Source organism: Myxococcus stipitatus DSM 14675 (assembly GCF_000331735.1).
In the GTDB taxonomy this organism is placed as follows: domain Bacteria; phylum Myxococcota; class Myxococcia; order Myxococcales; family Myxococcaceae; genus Myxococcus; species Myxococcus stipitatus.
This window is the reverse complement of record NC_020126.1, coordinates 1,482,849-1,499,016: the sequence shown is the minus strand read 5'-3', so window position 1 is coordinate 1,499,016 and position 16,168 is coordinate 1,482,849. Positions and strand designations below refer to the sequence as shown.

Here is a 16,168-nt window from a genome sequence, read left to right as displayed (position 1 = left end):
CTACCCCACGCTCCCTTCCAGACTCACTCCCAGCAGCTTCTGCGCTTCCACCGCGAACTCCATGGGCAGTTCCTTGAACACCTGTCGGCAGAAGCCATTCACAATCATCGACACCGCGTCCTCCTGCGAGATGCCGCGCTGCCGGCAGTAGAAGAGCTGGTCCTCGCCAATCTTCGACGTGGACGCCTCGTGCTCCACCTGCGCGGACGCGTTCTTCACCTCGATGTACGGCACCGTGTGGGCGCCACACTTGTCACCGAGGAGCAGCGAGTCGCATTGCGTGTAGTTGCGCGCGTTCTCCGCGCTCTTGAGCACCTTCACCAGTCCTCGGTACGTGTTCTGCCCACGCCCCGCGGAGATGCCCTTGGACACGATGGTGCTGCGGGTGTTCTTCCCCAGGTGCACCATCTTCGTGCCCGTGTCCGCCTGCTGGAGGTTGTTGGTGAGCGCCACCGAGTAGAACTCGCCCACCGAGTCATCCCCCTTGAGGATGACGCTCGGGTACTTCCACGTGATGGCCGAGCCCGTCTCCACCTGCGTCCACGAGATCTTCGCGCCCTTGTGCGCGATGCCGCGCTTGGTGACGAAGTTGTAGATGCCGCCCTTGCCCTGCGCGTCGCCGGGGTACCAGTTCTGCACCGTGGAGTACTTGATGGTGGCCCCGTCCAGCGCCACCAGCTCCACCACCGCCGCGTGCAACTGGTTGGTGTCGCGCTGCGGGGCGGTGCAGCCCTCCAGGTAGCTCACGGTGGAGCCCTCGTCGGCGACGATGAGGGTGCGCTCGAACTGGCCCGTCTCCGCGGCGTTGATGCGGAAGTACGTGGACAGCTCCATGGGGCAGCGCACGCCCTTGGGGATGTAGACGAACGAGCCGTCGCTGAACACCGCCGAGTTGAGCGCCGCGAAGTAGTTGTCCGAGTGCGGCACCACCGAGCCCAGGTACTTCTTCACCAGCTCCGGGTGCTCGCGCACCGCCTCGGAGAAGGAGCAGAAGATGACGCCCGCCTTGGCCAGCTTGTCCTTGAACGTCGTGGCCACCGACACCGAGTCGAACACGGCGTCCACCGCGACGTTCTGCAGCCGCTTCTGCTCCTCGAGCGGGATGCCCAGCTTCTCGTAGGTGCGCAGGATCTCCGGGTCCACCTCGTCCAGGCTGTCCTTCTTCGGCTTGAAGCGCGGCGCCGAGTAGTAGCTGATGGCCTGGTAGTCGATGGGGTTGTACTTCACCGCCTGCCACGTGGGCTCACGCAGCGTCTTCCAGTGGCGGAAGGACTTCAGCCGCCACTCGAGGAGGAAGGCGGGCTCGCCCTTCTTCTCGGACAGCGCGCGGATGACGTCCTCGTCGAGCCCCGGCGGGAAGGTGTCCGCCTCCACGGCGGAGACGAAGCCGGCCGCGTACGGACGCCGCGTCAGCTCCTGAAGGGTGTCGGTGGTCATGAGCGAACTCCTGATGACGATGAAGACGCCGAAGGGGTGGCGGTGCTTACAGGGGAACGTGTTGGAACACCCAGTCCCACCAGCCGCTCCGGCATGCGAGGCACCGGCGCGATGAGGTCCGCCAACGTCAGGCGCCCCAGCGCTTCTTGAATGGCCTGGTTGATGAGCCGCCAGTGGCCGCGCACCTGGCACACGGACTCCAGCTCACAAGGCGCGCCCCCGGAGGTGTGCTCACCACATTCGGTGAGCGACACAGGGCCCTCCAGCGAGGCCACCAGCTCCGCCAGGGACAGCGACGCGGGCGGACGCGCCAGCCCATAGCCGCCATTGGCGCCCCGGTGGGACACCACGAGCCCCGCCTGCAGGAGCCCCTTGAGGACCTTGCTGGCCGAGGGCAAGGGCACGCGTGTGCGCGCCGCCAGCTCGCGAGTGGTGCGGGTGCCGCCCTCCGCGCGAGCCAGCTCGGTCATCAGCACGATGCCGTAGTCGGTCATCTTGCTCATCCGAAGCATGCGGGACGCTCTCTCCTTCCTGGGTCCATTCCCTCGGGGCCTCCAAGCCTCGGGCGGCGTCATATGTAATCTGGACCGTTTCAGTCCACATTGCATTTCAGGGGGCGTCCGGAAGACCCCTGGTTGGAGGGCAAGGAGGAGGCGACTAGGGTGGGATTCCTCGTCTTCCGGAGGGAACCCGACGATGCGTCCATTGATGCTCCTCGCCACGCTGGCCCTGGCCCTGGCGGGCTGCGAGAAGAAGTCCGCCGCGCCCAACCCCACCGAGCCGGCCCCCGCGGGGCAGGCCGCCCAGGCTCCAGGCAACAAGGAGGGCACGGCGGACCCGTCGCCCCAGGGCACCCAGCCAGGCGCCGTGGCCCCCACGGACTCGGACACGATTCTCATCGGCGAGGTGGGCAGCCTCACGGGCAGCGAGGCCACGTTCGGCGTCTCCGCGCGCAACGGCATCGAGATGGCGATCAACGAGGCCAACGCCGCCGGGGGCGTGCGGGGCAAGAAGCTGGCGCTGCGCGTCTACGACAGCCAGGGCCGTCCCGAGGAAGGAGCCCAGGCGGCGACCCGGCTCATCAGCCAGGACAAGGTGGTGGCCATCCTGGGCGAGGCGGCCTCGTCGGTGTCCATGGCGATGGCCGAGAAGGCGCAGGCGGGCAAGGTGCCCATGATTACGCCCACCTCCACGAGCGCCGAGGTGACGAAGAAGGGCGACTACATCTTCCGCGTGTGCTTCATCGACGAGTTCCAGGGCCTGGTGATGGCGAAGTTCGCGCGGGAGAACCTGAAGCTGTCGCGCGTCGCCGTGCTCACGGACAACAAAAGCGCCTTCTCCATGGGCCTGGCGGATGTGTTCACCGCGAAGTTCAAGGAGTTCGGTGGCGAGGTCCTGAGGACGGAGAGCTACGCCAAGGGCGACACGGACTTCCGCGCGCAGCTCACGGCCATCAAGCAGGTGAAGCCGGAGGCGATGTTCGTCCCGGGCTACTACACGGACGTGGGCATCATCGCGCGACAGGCGCGTGAGGTGGGCTTGAAGGTGCCGCTGCTCGGCGGTGACGGCTGGGACTCCGACAAGCTGTTCGAGCTGGGCGGCTCCGCGCTGGAGGGCAGCTACTACTCCAACCACTACTCACCGGGGAACCCAGACCCGGTGCTCCAGTCGTTCCTCGCGAAGTACAAGCAGAGCTACGGAGGCGTGCCGGACAGCGTGGCGGCGCTGGCGTACGACGCGGGGCGCGTGCTGGTGGAGGCGCTCAAGCGCGCCCCGAACTCCAGCGGCCCGGCGCTGCGCGACGCCATCGCGGCGACCAAGGACTTCCCGGGTGTGGCCGGGCGCATCACGTTGGATGCGAATCGGGACGCGGTGAAGGAGGCCGTCATCGTCAAGGTCGCGGGAGGCAAGGCGGAGTTCGTCACCACCGTGCAGCCGTAGCCCGGTGGCGGTCCGGTCCCTCGTCCCTCAGGGGATGGGGGACTGGATGACGTAGTAGATGGAGCCGAAGTACTTCTGGAGCGCGTTGAGCAGCTCCACCAGGAACGGCCAGCCCATCACGGTGAAGCCCAGCAGCGCGGCGGTGACGGTGGCGTACTCCACCATCGACTGGCCGCGCGCACGGGGGCGGAGAAGGTGCCTGGTCATTTCTTGCACCCGGGTCTCGAGCAGCCCATGTAGTGCTCGGCGCGCGCGTCATAGGTCGCCTTGTTGTTGTCCTGGTCCCAGTCCTGCCATTCGTTGTTGAAGTAGGAGGAGTTGCCGTCCCCCTGCTTGATGTCTTGGGTGGGCTCGCCGTTCTGGGGCTTGATGGACATGCTGAGCTTGCGCGGGTCGTCTCCGGGTCCCTGCTTGTCCAGCTCCATGTCGTCGCTGAGCAGCTTGTCGCCGATGGCAGCCGAGACAAGCGCCTCGGCGGCCTCCTTCATGCGCGAGTACCCCCCGTTGTCGTTGTTCGTGTAGAGCTGGGACACGCGCACATAGACGCGCTCCTCGTCATTGTTCGACTGACCCGGCTCGAAGCTCTGCTCGCGGGTCAGCGCCCACGTGTCCGTCACCAGGGCGATGCGCTCCCAGGGAAGCAGGTAGGTGTCCTTCTCCACGTCGCGGTTCGCCGTGGCGTTGTGGTGGATGCTGCCCGACTTCGTGTCCTTCGCCAGGTCGACCTGGCTGAACTCGGAGAAGAGCGTCTTGGGCAGCAGATAGTTCTGCACACCATTGCGCGCCGAGCAGCGGATGAGCCCGCCCCGGTTGAACCGGCTCATGTACGCGGCGTGCAACGTGACGCCGTAGCTGCCCACGGCCTGCTGATTCAAGGTGCACTGGACCTGTTGCGCCCCTGGGTGCAGCCAGCAGGCGTGAGCCACCAGTTCCTGGTGGTGGCTCTGGTCGTTGTCACACTCGGGGGGCTCCGACTGGAAGCTGTCCAGACCTGACTCGTGGTCGCAGTACGTCTGCCGGGCGAGGCCCTGAATCTGGCCGAAGCCCGCGAAGGACTCGCCATCGGGCTTCGCCGCGTAGTCCGCGGTGGTGTAGTCCCAGATGGTGGAGACCGCCGTCTCCTGGGCATCCAGCGAGTGCCTCAAGAGGTCGTCCAGGAAGATGGCGTACATGAAGACGGGGATGATGACGAGCATGCACAGCGCCGTCTCCACGGCGGCGGCACCTCGGGCAGCACGTGCGCCACGTCTGCGAGGAGTGGGGCTCACAGCGGCACCTCCGTCTCGGCGATGGGGACTGCGTCGGAGCTGCCCGCTTCCTGGAGCACCCTGGCGGCCTCGCCCGGCTTGAAGGGATGCAGCTTCGCGCGCCAGAAAGGAGCGAAGAGGTTGGGTGGCTCCTTCCAGCCGCCCGCCCCGAAGCGGTGATAGTAGACGAGAGCCTTGGAGAGGCTCATGCCTTCCCCCGCGGCCACGGTCAGCTTCCCGGTGCCCTGCGCGCCTTGCTGGAACTCCACGCTCCTGGAGTTGTTGAGCTCCCACGGCGCCTGCTGGGCGTTCCCCACGCTCAGCTGCATCGTGTAGTAGCTGTAGACGCGCGGCTGCCCCCAGTCCCGCTCGGGGTCCGGGTTGGCGCGGTACTTCATGAAGCAATTGCCCTCACCAGCGCAGGCCGTGAGCGCCCGCGCGTTGATTCCCTCGAACGAGTGGGAGCCGCGGTGTTGGTCCCCATCGCCGTCGTGGTCGCCGCCTCCGGAGTCGCTCGAGATGGCGGATTCATAGTCCGACGTGGCTGGGAGCGCGTCCTTCCAGAGGGAGTGCATCACGGAGCCCTCTTCGCTGGCGGCCACGGTGGTGCCCTCGTTGCCGCCTGATTTGCCGGCGGAGTAGATGTCGTCTTCGTCGGTCACCGTCTTGGCCGACCCCTTGTGCGTCAGGATTTGGTACTGGCCTTCTCCCGGAATCTTCTCGAGCTCCTTGAGGAAATCCGGGTGGAGGTGCTCAGGGGGAAGTCCGCTTCCCTTCCGGTTCGCGGGCCATGCCGAGCGGCTCGCGTTGCCAATCTCCGTCATGACCCGTGCACGAGCCTCTTCGGACCCGCTCTCCACGCTGCCCGTGCATTCCATCCCATCCACCGCGCAGTTGAACTCGTTGCGATTGAGCCCCCCCACGGCTGAGTTCAACTCACTCGACCTGGGAGCGGTGTCGTCCTTGAGCTGCGCCAGACCATGGCTCGAACCGTCCTTCACGGCCTGGGCGGTCTTCGCATGGACCTCCGCTTGAGACTTGTGGAGGTTGTCCACCATGAGGTCGAGTCCCTCCATGGCGGTCCTGAAGTCCGCCTCGAGCGCTCTCGCGTCGCGGTCATACTCCCGGGCCTTCTTGCCGAACTTGTTGGCCACCTTCTTGGCATCGATTGCGTGCTTGCAGCACTTGCACCTGCAGGCGGCGCATTTGATGCCCTCGGCAATGGCAATCTTCTTGAAGTTGTCCTCCCCCGCCCTCAGCATTTCTCCCGTGACGCTCGCGGCCGCCATGTATGCGTGCAGGCTGTTCATCGCCACGTAGGAGCCGGCGATGGCCCGGTTGCTGACCGCGTAGTAGTTGAGTGCGCGCGCCTCCAGCACCGCCATGGAGTACGCCATGGCGTCGCTGTGCTGCTGGAGCGACATCTTCTGGCGCAGCGCGTGGCTCAGGTTGAAGCTCAGCGTCACCATCAACGCGAGCACCAGGAAGGACAGCGAACCCAGGACGATGGCCTGCCCACGTTGGGTGCGGCGGCGCATCCGGCTCAGTAGGCGAACGGGAAGATGCATTCGTTCCTCGCGGGAATGTCGTCGTCGGCGACCAGGTTCGACTGCATTCGCATGGTGTACGTGGCGCGGATGGGCGCGATGTAGATGCCCCTCGACGCGGCGCTCTCGTAGGGGTTCTCCCCCTTGTTCTTGCTTCCGAACTTGCGCTTGGACACCTTGGCCTGCTCGGCCGCCTTCACCTTCCCCATGCGCAGGTGCATCCCAATCTCGCGGCCGCGCGCCGCCTGGTAGATGACCCAGTCCGCGAAGGGGATGACCAGCCGGTAGTTGAACGTCACCTGGACGCGCAGCTTCGTGCGCATGCTCTGACGCCAATCCCCCGACGTGGCAACGGACGGGTCATCGAAGTCGAGCTCCCCCCCACCACTCCCGACGTCTTCCTGCGTCGGTCCGCAGATGGTGACCTCGACGTTCTTCAGGTCCGTCTCCGCCATCTGGTTGTTCTTCAGCTCGTTCCACTTCGTCGCGAACTCCTGCCCGCTGCCGACCGAACGGACGTACTCGATGCTCCCCGCACCGGATGAGCGCTTGCCGAGCATCGGCAGCATCACCGCGACCGCGGCATGCTCCATCTCCGAGACACTGGCGCTGCGAAGCGAGCCCGTGCGGACCGCTTTGTACGCGGCGTACTTCGTCAGCAGCCGGGCCTGATGCATCAGCCCCAACTGAAGTACACCCAGGATGAGAAACACGAAGAGCGGCAGGACAACCGCGGTCTCCACCGCTGCTTGTCCTGACTGTGCCCTTGCATACCCAAAGCAGAGGCGACGTCGCATGGGCCAATCACTACCACACGCACAGTAAGATCGGCAAAACCACAACACCCTTACTTTCCCTCTAGGCCCGCACTGTCCTTCACCACACAGAAGCGGCAATCACTCCACACCCGGAGTGAGGGATTGGAGCGGGCCGCTCTGTACATTCTTCATGGCCGCGCTGAAAGAAATACAGTCACGGCCTCGTGGGAACCCGCGAGACGCGTCGCACTGAAACAATGTCTGACGGGAAATACGTAAGACCACTCGCGGCCCCGGAGGTGGCCACGCGGTCGTGACGCTCAGCCTCGGGAGCGGTCCACGCGAGGCGAACGCCGCGGGTGCGCAAACCACTCGCAGCGCTTGCGCACCTGCGCGGCGTCGCGACGCACGGCTTCCACCCGGTGCGACTGGGTGCCACGCACCGACCGGAGCAGGTTACCGCTCGACGACGAGCCGAAGCGGATGCGGCTCGTCGCGGGATGGGATGAGGAGGAGGCTGTCTTCCGACAGCCGCGGCAACTCCAGCCCTGAAGCGCAACCGGGCTGACTGACTCAGTCCTACGGAATGGGAGACTGAATCACGTAGTAGATGGAGCCGAAGTACTTCTGGAGTGCGTTGAGCAACTGCACCAGGAACGGCCAGCCCATCACGGTGAAGCCCAGCAGCGCGGAGGTGATGATGGCGTACTCCACCATCGACTGTCCCCGCGCGCGGCTGCCTCGGAGGTTGCTGGAAGTCTTCGCCATGACCTGACCCTTCATGTCTCTCACGGCGTGGCTCCTCTCTGGAGCAGTGAGAGTTGGACCTCGACGCCCGGCTCGGGCAGGCGCGGACGCACCGTGGCCCGGCCCAGCGTGGTGCCTCGAATCACCTCGAACGCGATACCTCCCACGTCCACCGGCTCCACCGCGCCCACCTCCCAGCCCTTCTGGGTGAGCAGCTCGCGGTAGCGCGCGCCGACCTCCGTGGGGGTCCCCTCCGGCAGCTTGCCGGCGACCACGTGGTGCGAGGCCCCCTCCATGTTGAAGGAGAGCGTCACCGGCTCACTCAGCTCCGGCGGCAGCGGCATCCACGGGGGCACGCTCGACGCGCGCTTCAACAGCGGCCCCACCTGGCCCGCGGACACGAAGCCCAGCGTCTCCCCGCCCTGCGCCAGCACGGAGATGAGCCGCATCTCCTCCGACGCCGGGCTCCAGTAGCCCACCCAGCCGCCGTTGACGCCGTGGCGCTCGCCGAGCACCGGCAGCCCCTTGTCCAGGAGCACCTTCTCGTAGTGCGACAGCACCTGCTCGGGCGTGTCCTGCGTGCTGAACCACGCCACGGCGATGGGCACGTCCGGCCCCAGGTAGTCCACCGCGAGCAGCTCCGCGCGGCTGGCGCGGGGATACGCGGGGAAGTGCACCAGCGCCCGCTTCAGCGCCGCGTCCTCCTCGGGAGTGCGCGAGCCCTTCGCCGCGGGCGCATCATCCAGCGACGGCGGCGGAGACCACTCCTCGGAGACCGTGCGATTGCCATAGACAGCCCCCTCCCAGGTGAAGCCAATCAACGCGCCCACCACCGCGACGGAGAACAGCAGCGCGGGGACCCGAATGACCAGGCTCGAGGAGGAAGGCATCAGCAGCTCTCCGGAGAGGAGCAGCCCAGGTAGTTGTTCCCCCGGGCGTTGTGGGTGGCCTCGTTGTTGTCGGCATCCCAGTCGCGCCACTCGCTGTTGAAGTAGCTGGCGCTGCTGCCGTACTGCTCCACCTCCTGCTGCGGCCCGCCGCTCTCCGGGAACGGGACGATGGAGAGGCTGGGCTCGCGCGGGTCGTCACCCGGGTCCATCTGGTCCAGCGCGACGTCGGGGCTGAGCACTTCCTGGGTCGCCTCGTTGACGAAGGCCTCGGCGGGCGAGCTCATCTGGGAGTACCCCGGGTTGTCCTGGTTCTTGTAGACCTGGGCCACGCGCACGTAGAGGCCCTCCTCGTCGCCGTCCTTCGTGCCGCGCTCCACCTTCTGCTCCTTGGTCAGCGCCCACGTGTCGGTGACGATGGCGATGCGCTCCCAGGGCAGCAGGTAGACATTGCCCTCGAGGCCGCGCGGGTCGTCCTGCAAGTCTCCGCTGCCCTGCGCGTTGTTGTGGACGCCATCCGCGCGGCGCATCGTCTGCCGCGCGAGCCCCACCTGGCTGAAGTCCTGGAGGAAGCTCTTGGGCAGCAAGTAGTTCTGCACCCCCAGCCGCGCCGAGCAGCGGATGATGCCGCCCTTGCTGAACTGGTCCATGTACGACTGGTGCAGCGTCACGTTGTAGGCGCCGACGGGGCCACCGCCGCCGCCCGCGTTGGGGTCGCCCTGGTTCAGCGTGCACTGCACCTGCTGCGCGCCTGGGTTGAGCCAGCACGCGTGCGCGGACAGCTCCTGGTGGTGGCCTTCGTCGTTCTCACACTCGGGCCCGTTGCCAGGGCCGAAGCTGTCCAGTCCCGACTCGTGGTCGCAGTACATGAGGCGGGCGTAGTGCTGGGCCTCGCTGAAGCCGCTGAAGGACTGGCCGCTCGCCTTCTTGGCGTAGTCCTGGACGGCGAAGTCCCACGCGGTGGAGAGCGCCGTCTCCTGACCATCCAAGGCATGCCGGAGGAGGTCATCCAGGAAGAGCGCGTACATGAAGACGGGGATGATGACCAACATGCACAGCGCCGTCTCCACCGCCGCGGCGCCGCGCTGAGCGCGTTGTCTGGAAGTCTTCACAGCGCCACCCCATCCACCTGGGACATCTGGGAGCCTTCGGAGTTGCCCGCGGCATCCAACACCTCCTGGGCATCTCCCTTCGTGAAGGGATGCAGCTTCGCGCGCCAGTACGGCGCGAAGAGGTTGGGGGCCTCCTTCCAGCCGAGGTTGCCGAAGCGATGGTAGTAGACGAGCGACTTGGACATGGCCGCGCCTTCCGTCGCCGCGACGGTGAGATTGCCCTCGCCCTGCTGGCCGTGGGTGAAGCGCACCTGCGCCGACGAGTTGAGCTCCCAGGGCGCCCGCTTCGTGTCGCCCACGCGGAAGGTCATCGACAGGTAGCTGTAGACGCGCGGCTGTCCCCAGTCCCGCTTCGGGTCCGGGTTGGCGCGGAACTTCATGAAGCAGTTGCCGGAGCCCGCGCAGCCGGTGAGCGCCCGCACGTTGACGCCCTCGAAGCGGTGCTGGCCGGAGTGCGCGCCGTCCCCCTCGTGCCCGCCGCCGCCGTCGTCGCTCCACACCCGGGACTTGAACGAGGACAGCCACGCGCCGTCCTTCCACTGGTGGAAGATGCGCCCCTCGTCCTGCGCCGCCACCTTGGCGCCCGTGTTGTCGGACGACTGGCCTCCGGAGACGGACCCTTCGTCCTTCACCGTCTTGGCCGTGCCGCGGACGCCGCTGACCAGGCGCTGGCCCTCGTTGCCCGGGATGTCATCCAGCTCCTGGAAGAACTGGGAGTTGAGGTACTTGGGGAGGTTCGTGGGGGAGCCCATGCCGCCGGTCTCCCGGTTGGCCGCCCACTTGGCGCGCGTCGCGTTGGCGACCTCCGTCATCACCTTCGCGCGCGCCTCCGGAGAGCTGTTGCCCACGCTCCCCTGGCACTCCATCCCGTCCACCGCGCAGTTGAACTCGTTGGCGTTGATGGAGCCCACGGCGGCCACGAGCTCGCTGGCGTTGGGCGCGGTGTATGCCTTCAGCTGGGCCAGGCCGTGGCTGCGGCCATCCTTCACGGCCTGGAGGGTCTTCTCGTGGACCTCCTTCTGGGCCGTGTGGATGTTGTCCACCATCAGGTCCAGGCCCTCCATGGCCGAGTTGAAGTTCGACTCGAAGCCCTGGACCTTGTCGTCGTAGTCCTTGCCGGACTTGTTGAAGTCCTGGCTGATCTTGAACGCCTCCGCGGCGTGCTCGCAGTGGTCGCACATGAAATAGCAGGCGATGCACAGCGCCATCTCCTGGATGGCGATCATCTGGAAGTTCTTCGACGACGCCCGCATCATCTGGCCGGTGATGCTGGCCGCGGACATGTACGCGTGCAGGCTGTTCATCGCCACGTAGGAGCTGGCGATGGCCCGGTTGCTGACCGCGTAGTAGTTGAGCGCGCGCGCCTCCAGGACGGCCATGGAGTACGACAGCGTGTCGCTGTGCTGCTGCAGCGTCATCTTCTGACGGAGCGCGTGGCTCAGGTTGAAGCTCAGCGTCACCATCAACGCGAGCACCAGGAAGGACAGCGACCCGAGGACGATGGCCTGCCCTCGCTGGGTGCGGCGGCGGCGCGACCGGCTCAGTAGGAGAACGGGAAGACGCATGCGTTGCTCCCAGGAAGGGCGTTGGTGCCCAGGTAGAAGTTGGACTGCATCCGCATGGTGTACGTGGCGCGGATGGGCATGATGTAGACGCCCTGGCCGGCGGCGCTCTCGTAGGGGCCCTCGCCCGTGGCGGCGCCACCGAAGCGGCGGCCGGACGTCTTGGCCTGCTCCTGGGCCTTGATCTTGCCCATGCGCAGCTGCATCGGAATCTCCCGGCCGCGCGCCGCCTGGTAGATGACCCAGTCCGCGAAGGGGATGACCAGCCGGTAGTTGAGCGTCACCTGGATGCGGAGCTTGGTCTTGTGGTTCTCCTTCCAGCCGCTCGGCGTGGTGTTCTTCGGGTCGTCGAAGTCGAGCTCGCCGCTGCTCCCGGAGATCTCCTCCTGCGTGGGGCCGCAGACGGTGACTTCGGCGTACTTGAGGTTCACCCCGGGCATCTCGTTGGACTTCAGCTCGTTGAACTTGGTCTCGAACTCGCTGGCGCTGCCCACGGGCCGGACGTACTCGATGCCGCCCGCCCCGGAGGCCCGGGTGCCCAGGATGGGCAGGAGCACCGCGAGCGCGGCGGCCTCCATCGTCTTCACGTTGGCGTTGTGGAGCGAGCCCGCTCGCACGGCCTTGTAGGCGGCGTACTTGGTCAACAGCCGCGCCTGGTGCATCAGCCCGATCTGGAGCGTGCCCAGGATGAGGAAGACGAAGAGCGGCAGGACAATGGCGGACTCCACCGCGGCCTGCCCTGACTGGGTCGCTGTGGTGCGGGAGTTCATCCGGCCTCGCATGAGGGACAGCAAGTAATACCCCCTGAGCGCCAACGAAGTTACACTGACAATCCAGTCTCGCGGATCACCACCTCCGGGTTTCTCCTCCCGGGGTGAAATCAGCCAGAACCGTTGTCCCTGGCATGAAGCATCCCCTCTCTTAAGCAAGAATCCGCGCGAGAAACGCCCCCGTCGGCCACATGACCGATAAGGACATGGGTCAACTCTCACGCGCTGAAAAAACAGCTGACGCACAGGGCCACCCCGCAGCGGGACTGGGAGCGGGTCAGCGGCGCCGGGCGAGCTGCTGGATGAGGTCCACGTAGCGGCGGTTCTTGGGGTTGAGCTTGAAGGCCTTGCGGAAGGACTCCTCGGCCAGGCTCGCCTGCCCCTCCCCCTGGGCCACCTCGCCCAGGAAGGCCCAGCCCTCCTCCAGCGCGGGCTCCTGGCGGACGACCTCCTGGAGTTCCTGGAGGGCCAGCCGGCCGTGCGCCTCGGGCTTCATGAGGTAGCGCGCCCAGGCTCGGTAGGCGTGGTGCAGGGGCTTGGGCTCGATGTCGCAGGCGTACTCGAGGTACTCGAACGCGCCCGCGGGGTTGCCGGCGGCGAGGCGACGACGGGCCTCCTCGAACTGGGTGGCCGCGTCCAGGAGGTCTGTCCGGATGCGGAACTGCTCGGCGGTGCTGGGGCGTCCGGTCGCGGCCCGCTCCTTCTCGCGGTGCGCCGCGCGGCGCTTGCGCCAGAGGAGGTTCTGTTCCGCATCCGACAGGCTCCCATACGCCTTCGCGTAGGCGGCCAGCAGCGCCTCCGCCTTCTCCTTCAGGTCGGGCGTCTGGAAGCGCAGGGGCGAGAAGCGCTCCGCCCACGCGAGGAAGGCCCGGCGCAGCGGCAGGGGCTGCACGTCCTCGGGGACCTCCAGCAGCGCGAACGGGTCCTTGCTCCGGTGCGCGAGGAAGGCCGACACGAGGGCGTCTCGCGCGCTCACGTCCTCGTCGGAGAAGGGCGTGCCCTTGGCGGTGAGGGGCTCGACGGGGGGTGGCTCGGTGACGACGGGCGCGGGCGCGGAGGCCACGGCTCGCGAGGCCACCTCCGCCGCCCTCGCGTCCACGTCCTCGACGAAGCCCGCCACGCCCAGGAGACAGAGCGCGTAGAGGCGCCGCAGCACCGTCTCCATGTCGAAGCCCGTGCGCTCCAGAAGTTCGTTGAACGTGGGGCGCTGGCGGAGCTGCTGCAACAGGCGCGCGTCCTTGGAGGACAGCTTGGGCCCGGCCTCCACGCCGGGCATCTGTCCGAACCTTCGTTCATCCGTGAAGGTGAAGTGCGTCGCCACCGCATCGAAGGGCATCACGCCCTCCACGCCCGTGAGGATGAGCTGCGCGGTGTTGGTGCGCACGCTCGCGTCGGGGGTCTCCGCGTCCGCGATGAGGCGGTACTTCGCGTCCACCCACCGGAAGCAGTCCAGCAGCTTGTGCCCCAGGTTCGCCTGGAGCTGCTTGTACAAGTCGAACGGGCTGATGAGCCCCTTCTGCACGAGCAGGCTCCCCATCTGCATGCCCGAGGACACGCTCTCCGACAGCGACTTCTGGTAGTCCGCCTCCGTCAGCCGTCCCTTCTCCACCAAGAACTTTCCCAGGGTCTCGTGCAGCAGGTTGGACTGGCACGCCACCGGAGAGCCTTCCTCGATGAGGATGCGCTTCTCGCGCTGACGCACCTTCAGCTCCAGCGTGCACGTGCGCTCCTCCACCATCAGCGCGTGCAACAGCAGGGGAAACGGTGTGTCCGCGAGCAATCCCTCACGCTGTCGGAGAACCTGCGACGGAGAGGGGAACATGGTGCGTGCCTCGGCTGTGTCCGCGGGGAGAACGACCTCCGGAGCCTACGCCCTCACTCACACCCGCTGTCCAGTCACCCCGTCCCAGCCGGGTGAGACACCCTCGCGTCCCTTGGGTCTGGGGATGTTTCGTCTCACCGCTGTCCTGGCGACACCGCGCCCAATGGCAATCCGAGCAAGCCGTACCGCGGCATCGCTTGTTCCGACTGAGACAAGGGCTTGGGGCCTGGCCGCGTCAAACCAGACATCTGGCGGCCGGGCCCCTGGAATCCCCTCTCACTCCCACTCGGAGACGGTGGGCTGGCCGCCTCGGCCGTCGTAGGGGGCGTGGTGACTCGGGCGCGGTGAGAACAGCCCCATCGAGTTCGCCACCGCCGCGCCCGTTCCCAGCACCACCGCGAGCACCGCCGCGTAGGTGAGCGGACGGCTGGGGCGAGACAGCCAGGCCCACCGGCGCTCGCGGCGACGCTGGAAGCCCGGGGCCGCCACGTACTCGTTCCAGGCCAGGTCGCGCACGCGCTTCGCGTCCGCGCCGCGCCCGTCCTTCGCGAGGGCCTTGGCGAGCAGGTAGCGCCCCTCCACCGTCCCCAGCCGCGTGGCGCAGAAGCGCTCCAGCGACTCGATGGCGCCCTTCACTTCTCCGCGCTTCAGCCGGAAGCGGCCTCGCTCCAGGTCGATGGCGCCCTGCTTGAAATCGGCGTCCAGCTTCGCGGCCTCGTCCAGCAGCAGCTCTCCGCGCCGGGAGTCTCCGGAGCCCAGGTACGCCACGCCCAGGAGGTACAGCGTGTCCACGTCGTCGTCGCCCGCCTCGAGGTTGGGCTTGAGGATGTCCACCGCCTCCGCGTAGCGCTTCTGCTCCACGCGGATGTCCGCCAGCTCATGGCGCGCGCGACGCTCGTGCGGGTTGGTGAGGATGGTTCCCGCCAGCTCCCCCGCGCGCTGGAAGCGCTTGAACAGGCGCACCGGGCTGGGCAACAGCCGCCACGTGAAGCGGTCCGCCACGAAGATGATGACGATGACCAGAACCAAGGACACCAGCGGACTGCCCGTCAGCAGGGTCAGGAACATCCACAACATCCACTTGCTCATAGCTTCCTCGAAGTCCTTCGCACGCGCGCCGCGGGACTACAGCAGCCGCGCACAGACGGCGCTGTGCACATCCGCGCCCTTCTCCGTCAAGGCCAACCGTCCGCCCGTCAGCGTCGCGAAGCCGTGCTCCACCAGCCTCGCCACCTCCGCTCGCCGGGGCTCCACCGGCTGCCCGTATCGCTCGCACACGGCTTCCCAGTCCACGCCGGAGACCAGGCGCAGTCCCATCGCCAGCCGCTCCGCGAACAGCTCCTCGGCCCCCAGCGCCTCACGCCCCTCCTCCGGCAGCCGGCCCGACTCCACCTCCGTCAGGTACTTCTCCGGGCTGCGCACGTTGACGTAGCGGGACGGGGAAGGCGTCAGCAGCATGCCCGTGGCTCCCACGCCGAGCGCCAGGTACTCGCCCCCGGTCCAGTAGAGGGCGTTGTGTCTGGAGCTGAAGCCGGCTCGCGCGTGGTTGGAGACCTCGTAGCGGCGCAGGCCCGCGGCGCCGTAGACGTCTCGCACCACCTTCGCCATGGACACCACGTCGTCGTCGGGGGGGAGCTCCAGCTCGCCGCGCTTGAGCTGCTTCGAGAGGGGCGTGTCCACGGCCAGCACCTCTCGCTCCACGGTCAGCGCGTAGGTGGACAGGTGCTCCGGGGAGAGTGCGACGGCGCGCTTCGCGTCCTCCTCGACCTCGGCGACGCGCTGTCCGTGGACGCCGTAGATGAAGTCCATGGACACCACGGGGAAGTCCGCGCGGCGGGCCAGGGAGACGGCGAGCTCGACCTGCGCCGCGTCGTGCGCGCGCCCGAGGGCCTTGAGGGTTCGCGGCTGGAAGGACTGCACGCCGAGGGACAGCCGGTTGATGCCCGAGGCGCGGTAGCCCGCGAAGCGCTCCGCGTCCGCTCGCTCCGGGTTGCCCTCCAGGGAGATTTCCGCGCCGGGGGAGACGGACATCCTCGCGGCGATGCCGTCGAGCACCTGGGCGACGTAGCGGGGATGCCAGAGGGAGGGGGTGCCGCCGCCCAGGAAGATGGACTCCAGGGGCTTCGTGCGCAGCTCGGGGGAGGCGGCGAGCCGGGCGTCGAGCTCCGCGAGGACGGCCTGGGCGTAGCGCTCCTCGGGGACCTGGCGCGCGACGGCCACGGCGAAGTCGCAGTACGGGCACTTCGCGAGGCAGTAGGGGAAGTGCAGGTACAGCCCGAAGCGGGCCGCCGGCATCCCCGTGAGTGGGTCCACTGGTGCGTCGAACGGCATGAGGGGC

15 protein-coding genes are annotated in these 16,168 nt (G+C 67.4%); 1 reads left to right on the top strand and 14 read right to left on the bottom strand.

Annotated features, from left to right (window positions below):
* Positions 1-1,437, bottom strand: a complete 1,437-nt coding sequence (sufB, locus tag MYSTI_RS05975) for a Fe-S cluster assembly protein SufB (protein WP_015346812.1) — start codon at positions 1,435-1,437, stop codon at positions 1-3.
* On the bottom strand, positions 1,434-1,949 hold the full coding sequence (locus MYSTI_RS05970; RefSeq protein WP_015346811.1) for an SUF system Fe-S cluster assembly regulator: 516 nt from the start codon (positions 1,947-1,949) through the stop codon (positions 1,434-1,436). The genes sufB and MYSTI_RS05970 overlap by 4 nt, the downstream gene beginning before the upstream one ends.
* Positions 1,950-2,133: 184 nt before the next feature.
* Here MYSTI_RS05970 and MYSTI_RS05965 point away from each other — a divergent pair, with 184 nt between their 5' ends.
* The gene (locus MYSTI_RS05965) at positions 2,134-3,378 is read left to right on the top strand and encodes an ABC transporter substrate-binding protein (RefSeq protein WP_015346810.1); all 1,245 of its coding nucleotides are present in this window, start codon (positions 2,134-2,136) and stop codon (positions 3,376-3,378) included.
* 27 nt (positions 3,379-3,405) lie between these two features.
* Here the strand turns inward: MYSTI_RS05965 and MYSTI_RS05960 are convergent, their stop codons facing one another.
* The 12 genes from MYSTI_RS05960 to hemW all read right to left on the bottom strand — a co-directional run bounded on the left by MYSTI_RS05960 (position 3,406) and on the right by hemW (position 16,161).
* Positions 3,406-3,585: a hypothetical protein gene (locus MYSTI_RS05960; RefSeq protein ID WP_015346809.1), complete on the bottom strand. Its 180-nt coding sequence runs from the start codon at positions 3,583-3,585 to the stop codon at positions 3,406-3,408.
* Positions 3,582-4,592 (bottom strand): hypothetical protein, encoded by a 1,011-nt coding sequence (locus tag MYSTI_RS05955; protein WP_233278182.1) that lies wholly within the window; start codon positions 4,590-4,592, stop codon positions 3,582-3,584. The genes MYSTI_RS05960 and MYSTI_RS05955 overlap by 4 nt, the downstream gene beginning before the upstream one ends.
* Positions 4,593-4,642: 50 nt before the next feature.
* Positions 4,643-6,193 carry a TadE/TadG family type IV pilus assembly protein gene (locus MYSTI_RS05950; protein WP_015346807.1) on the bottom strand — a complete coding sequence of 517 codons (1,551 nt, stop codon included), beginning with the start codon at positions 6,191-6,193 and terminating at the stop codon, positions 4,643-4,645.
* Positions 6,169-6,915 (bottom strand): TadE family protein, encoded by a 747-nt coding sequence (locus MYSTI_RS05945; protein ID WP_015346806.1) that lies wholly within the window; start codon positions 6,913-6,915, stop codon positions 6,169-6,171. Before MYSTI_RS05945 ends, MYSTI_RS05950 begins: the two co-directional genes overlap by 25 nt.
* 594 nt (positions 6,916-7,509) lie before the next feature.
* Complete coding sequence (locus MYSTI_RS05940) at positions 7,510-7,698, bottom strand: hypothetical protein (RefSeq protein ID WP_044283124.1); 189 nt, start codon at positions 7,696-7,698, stop codon at positions 7,510-7,512.
* Positions 7,699-7,718: 20 nt separating this feature from the next.
* On the bottom strand, positions 7,719-8,567 hold the full coding sequence (locus tag MYSTI_RS05935) for a hypothetical protein (RefSeq protein WP_015346804.1): 849 nt from the start codon (positions 8,565-8,567) through the stop codon (positions 7,719-7,721).
* A complete protein-coding gene (locus tag MYSTI_RS05930; protein ID WP_015346803.1) occupies positions 8,567-9,676 on the bottom strand; it encodes a hypothetical protein in 1,110 nt (369 codons plus the stop codon). The genes MYSTI_RS05935 and MYSTI_RS05930 overlap by 1 nt, the downstream gene beginning before the upstream one ends.
* A complete protein-coding gene (locus MYSTI_RS05925) occupies positions 9,673-11,241 on the bottom strand; it encodes a hypothetical protein (protein ID WP_015346802.1) in 1,569 nt (522 codons plus the stop codon). The genes MYSTI_RS05930 and MYSTI_RS05925 overlap by 4 nt, the downstream gene beginning before the upstream one ends.
* Positions 11,217-12,008: a TadE/TadG family type IV pilus assembly protein gene (locus tag MYSTI_RS05920; RefSeq protein ID WP_044278985.1), complete on the bottom strand. Its 792-nt coding sequence runs from the start codon at positions 12,006-12,008 to the stop codon at positions 11,217-11,219. Before MYSTI_RS05920 ends, MYSTI_RS05925 begins: the two co-directional genes overlap by 25 nt.
* A gap of 277 nt (positions 12,009-12,285) precedes the next feature.
* Entirely contained in the window at positions 12,286-13,830 is a 1,545-nt protein-coding gene (locus tag MYSTI_RS05915; protein ID WP_015346800.1) for a tetratricopeptide repeat protein, read from the bottom strand.
* A 276-nt stretch (positions 13,831-14,106) separates the two neighbouring features.
* Positions 14,107-14,919 (bottom strand): hypothetical protein, encoded by an 813-nt coding sequence (locus MYSTI_RS05910; protein WP_015346799.1) that lies wholly within the window; start codon positions 14,917-14,919, stop codon positions 14,107-14,109.
* 36 nt (positions 14,920-14,955) lie between these two features.
* Positions 14,956-16,161, bottom strand: a complete 1,206-nt coding sequence (gene hemW / locus MYSTI_RS05905) for a radical SAM family heme chaperone HemW (protein ID WP_015346798.1) — start codon at positions 16,159-16,161, stop codon at positions 14,956-14,958.
* Between the last annotated feature and the right edge of the window lie 7 nt (positions 16,162-16,168).

Bases quoted from the DNA above. Each gene is read 5' to 3' on its own strand.
- MYSTI_RS05910 (WP_015346799.1), bottom strand. From the start codon at position 14,919: ATGAGCAAGTGGATGTTGTGGATGTTCCTGACCCTGCTGACGGGCAGT.
- MYSTI_RS05970 (WP_015346811.1), bottom strand. From the start codon at position 1,949: ATGCTTCGGATGAGCAAGATGACCGACTACGGCATCGTGCTGATGACC.
- sufB (WP_015346812.1), bottom strand. From the start codon at position 1,437: ATGACCACCGACACCCTTCAGGAGCTGACGCGGCGTCCGTACGCGGCC.
- MYSTI_RS05960 (WP_015346809.1), bottom strand. From the start codon at position 3,585: ATGACCAGGCACCTTCTCCGCCCCCGTGCGCGCGGCCAGTCGATGGTG.
- MYSTI_RS05935 (WP_015346804.1), bottom strand. From the start codon at position 8,567: ATGCCTTCCTCCTCGAGCCTGGTCATTCGGGTCCCCGCGCTGCTGTTC.
- MYSTI_RS05920 (WP_044278985.1), bottom strand. From the start codon at position 12,008: ATGAACTCCCGCACCACAGCGACCCAGTCAGGGCAGGCCGCGGTGGAG.
- MYSTI_RS05940 (WP_044283124.1), bottom strand. From the start codon at position 7,698: ATGGCGAAGACTTCCAGCAACCTCCGAGGCAGCCGCGCGCGGGGACAG.
- MYSTI_RS05915 (WP_015346800.1), bottom strand. From the start codon at position 13,830: ATGTTCCCCTCTCCGTCGCAGGTTCTCCGACAGCGTGAGGGATTGCTC.
- MYSTI_RS05950 (WP_015346807.1), bottom strand. From the start codon at position 6,193: ATGCATCTTCCCGTTCGCCTACTGAGCCGGATGCGCCGCCGCACCCAA.
- hemW (WP_015346798.1), bottom strand. From the start codon at position 16,161: ATGCCGTTCGACGCACCAGTGGACCCACTCACGGGGATGCCGGCGGCC.
- MYSTI_RS05925 (WP_015346802.1), bottom strand. From the start codon at position 11,241: ATGCGTCTTCCCGTTCTCCTACTGAGCCGGTCGCGCCGCCGCCGCACC.
- MYSTI_RS05965 (WP_015346810.1), top strand. From the start codon at position 2,134: ATGCGTCCATTGATGCTCCTCGCCACGCTGGCCCTGGCCCTGGCGGGC.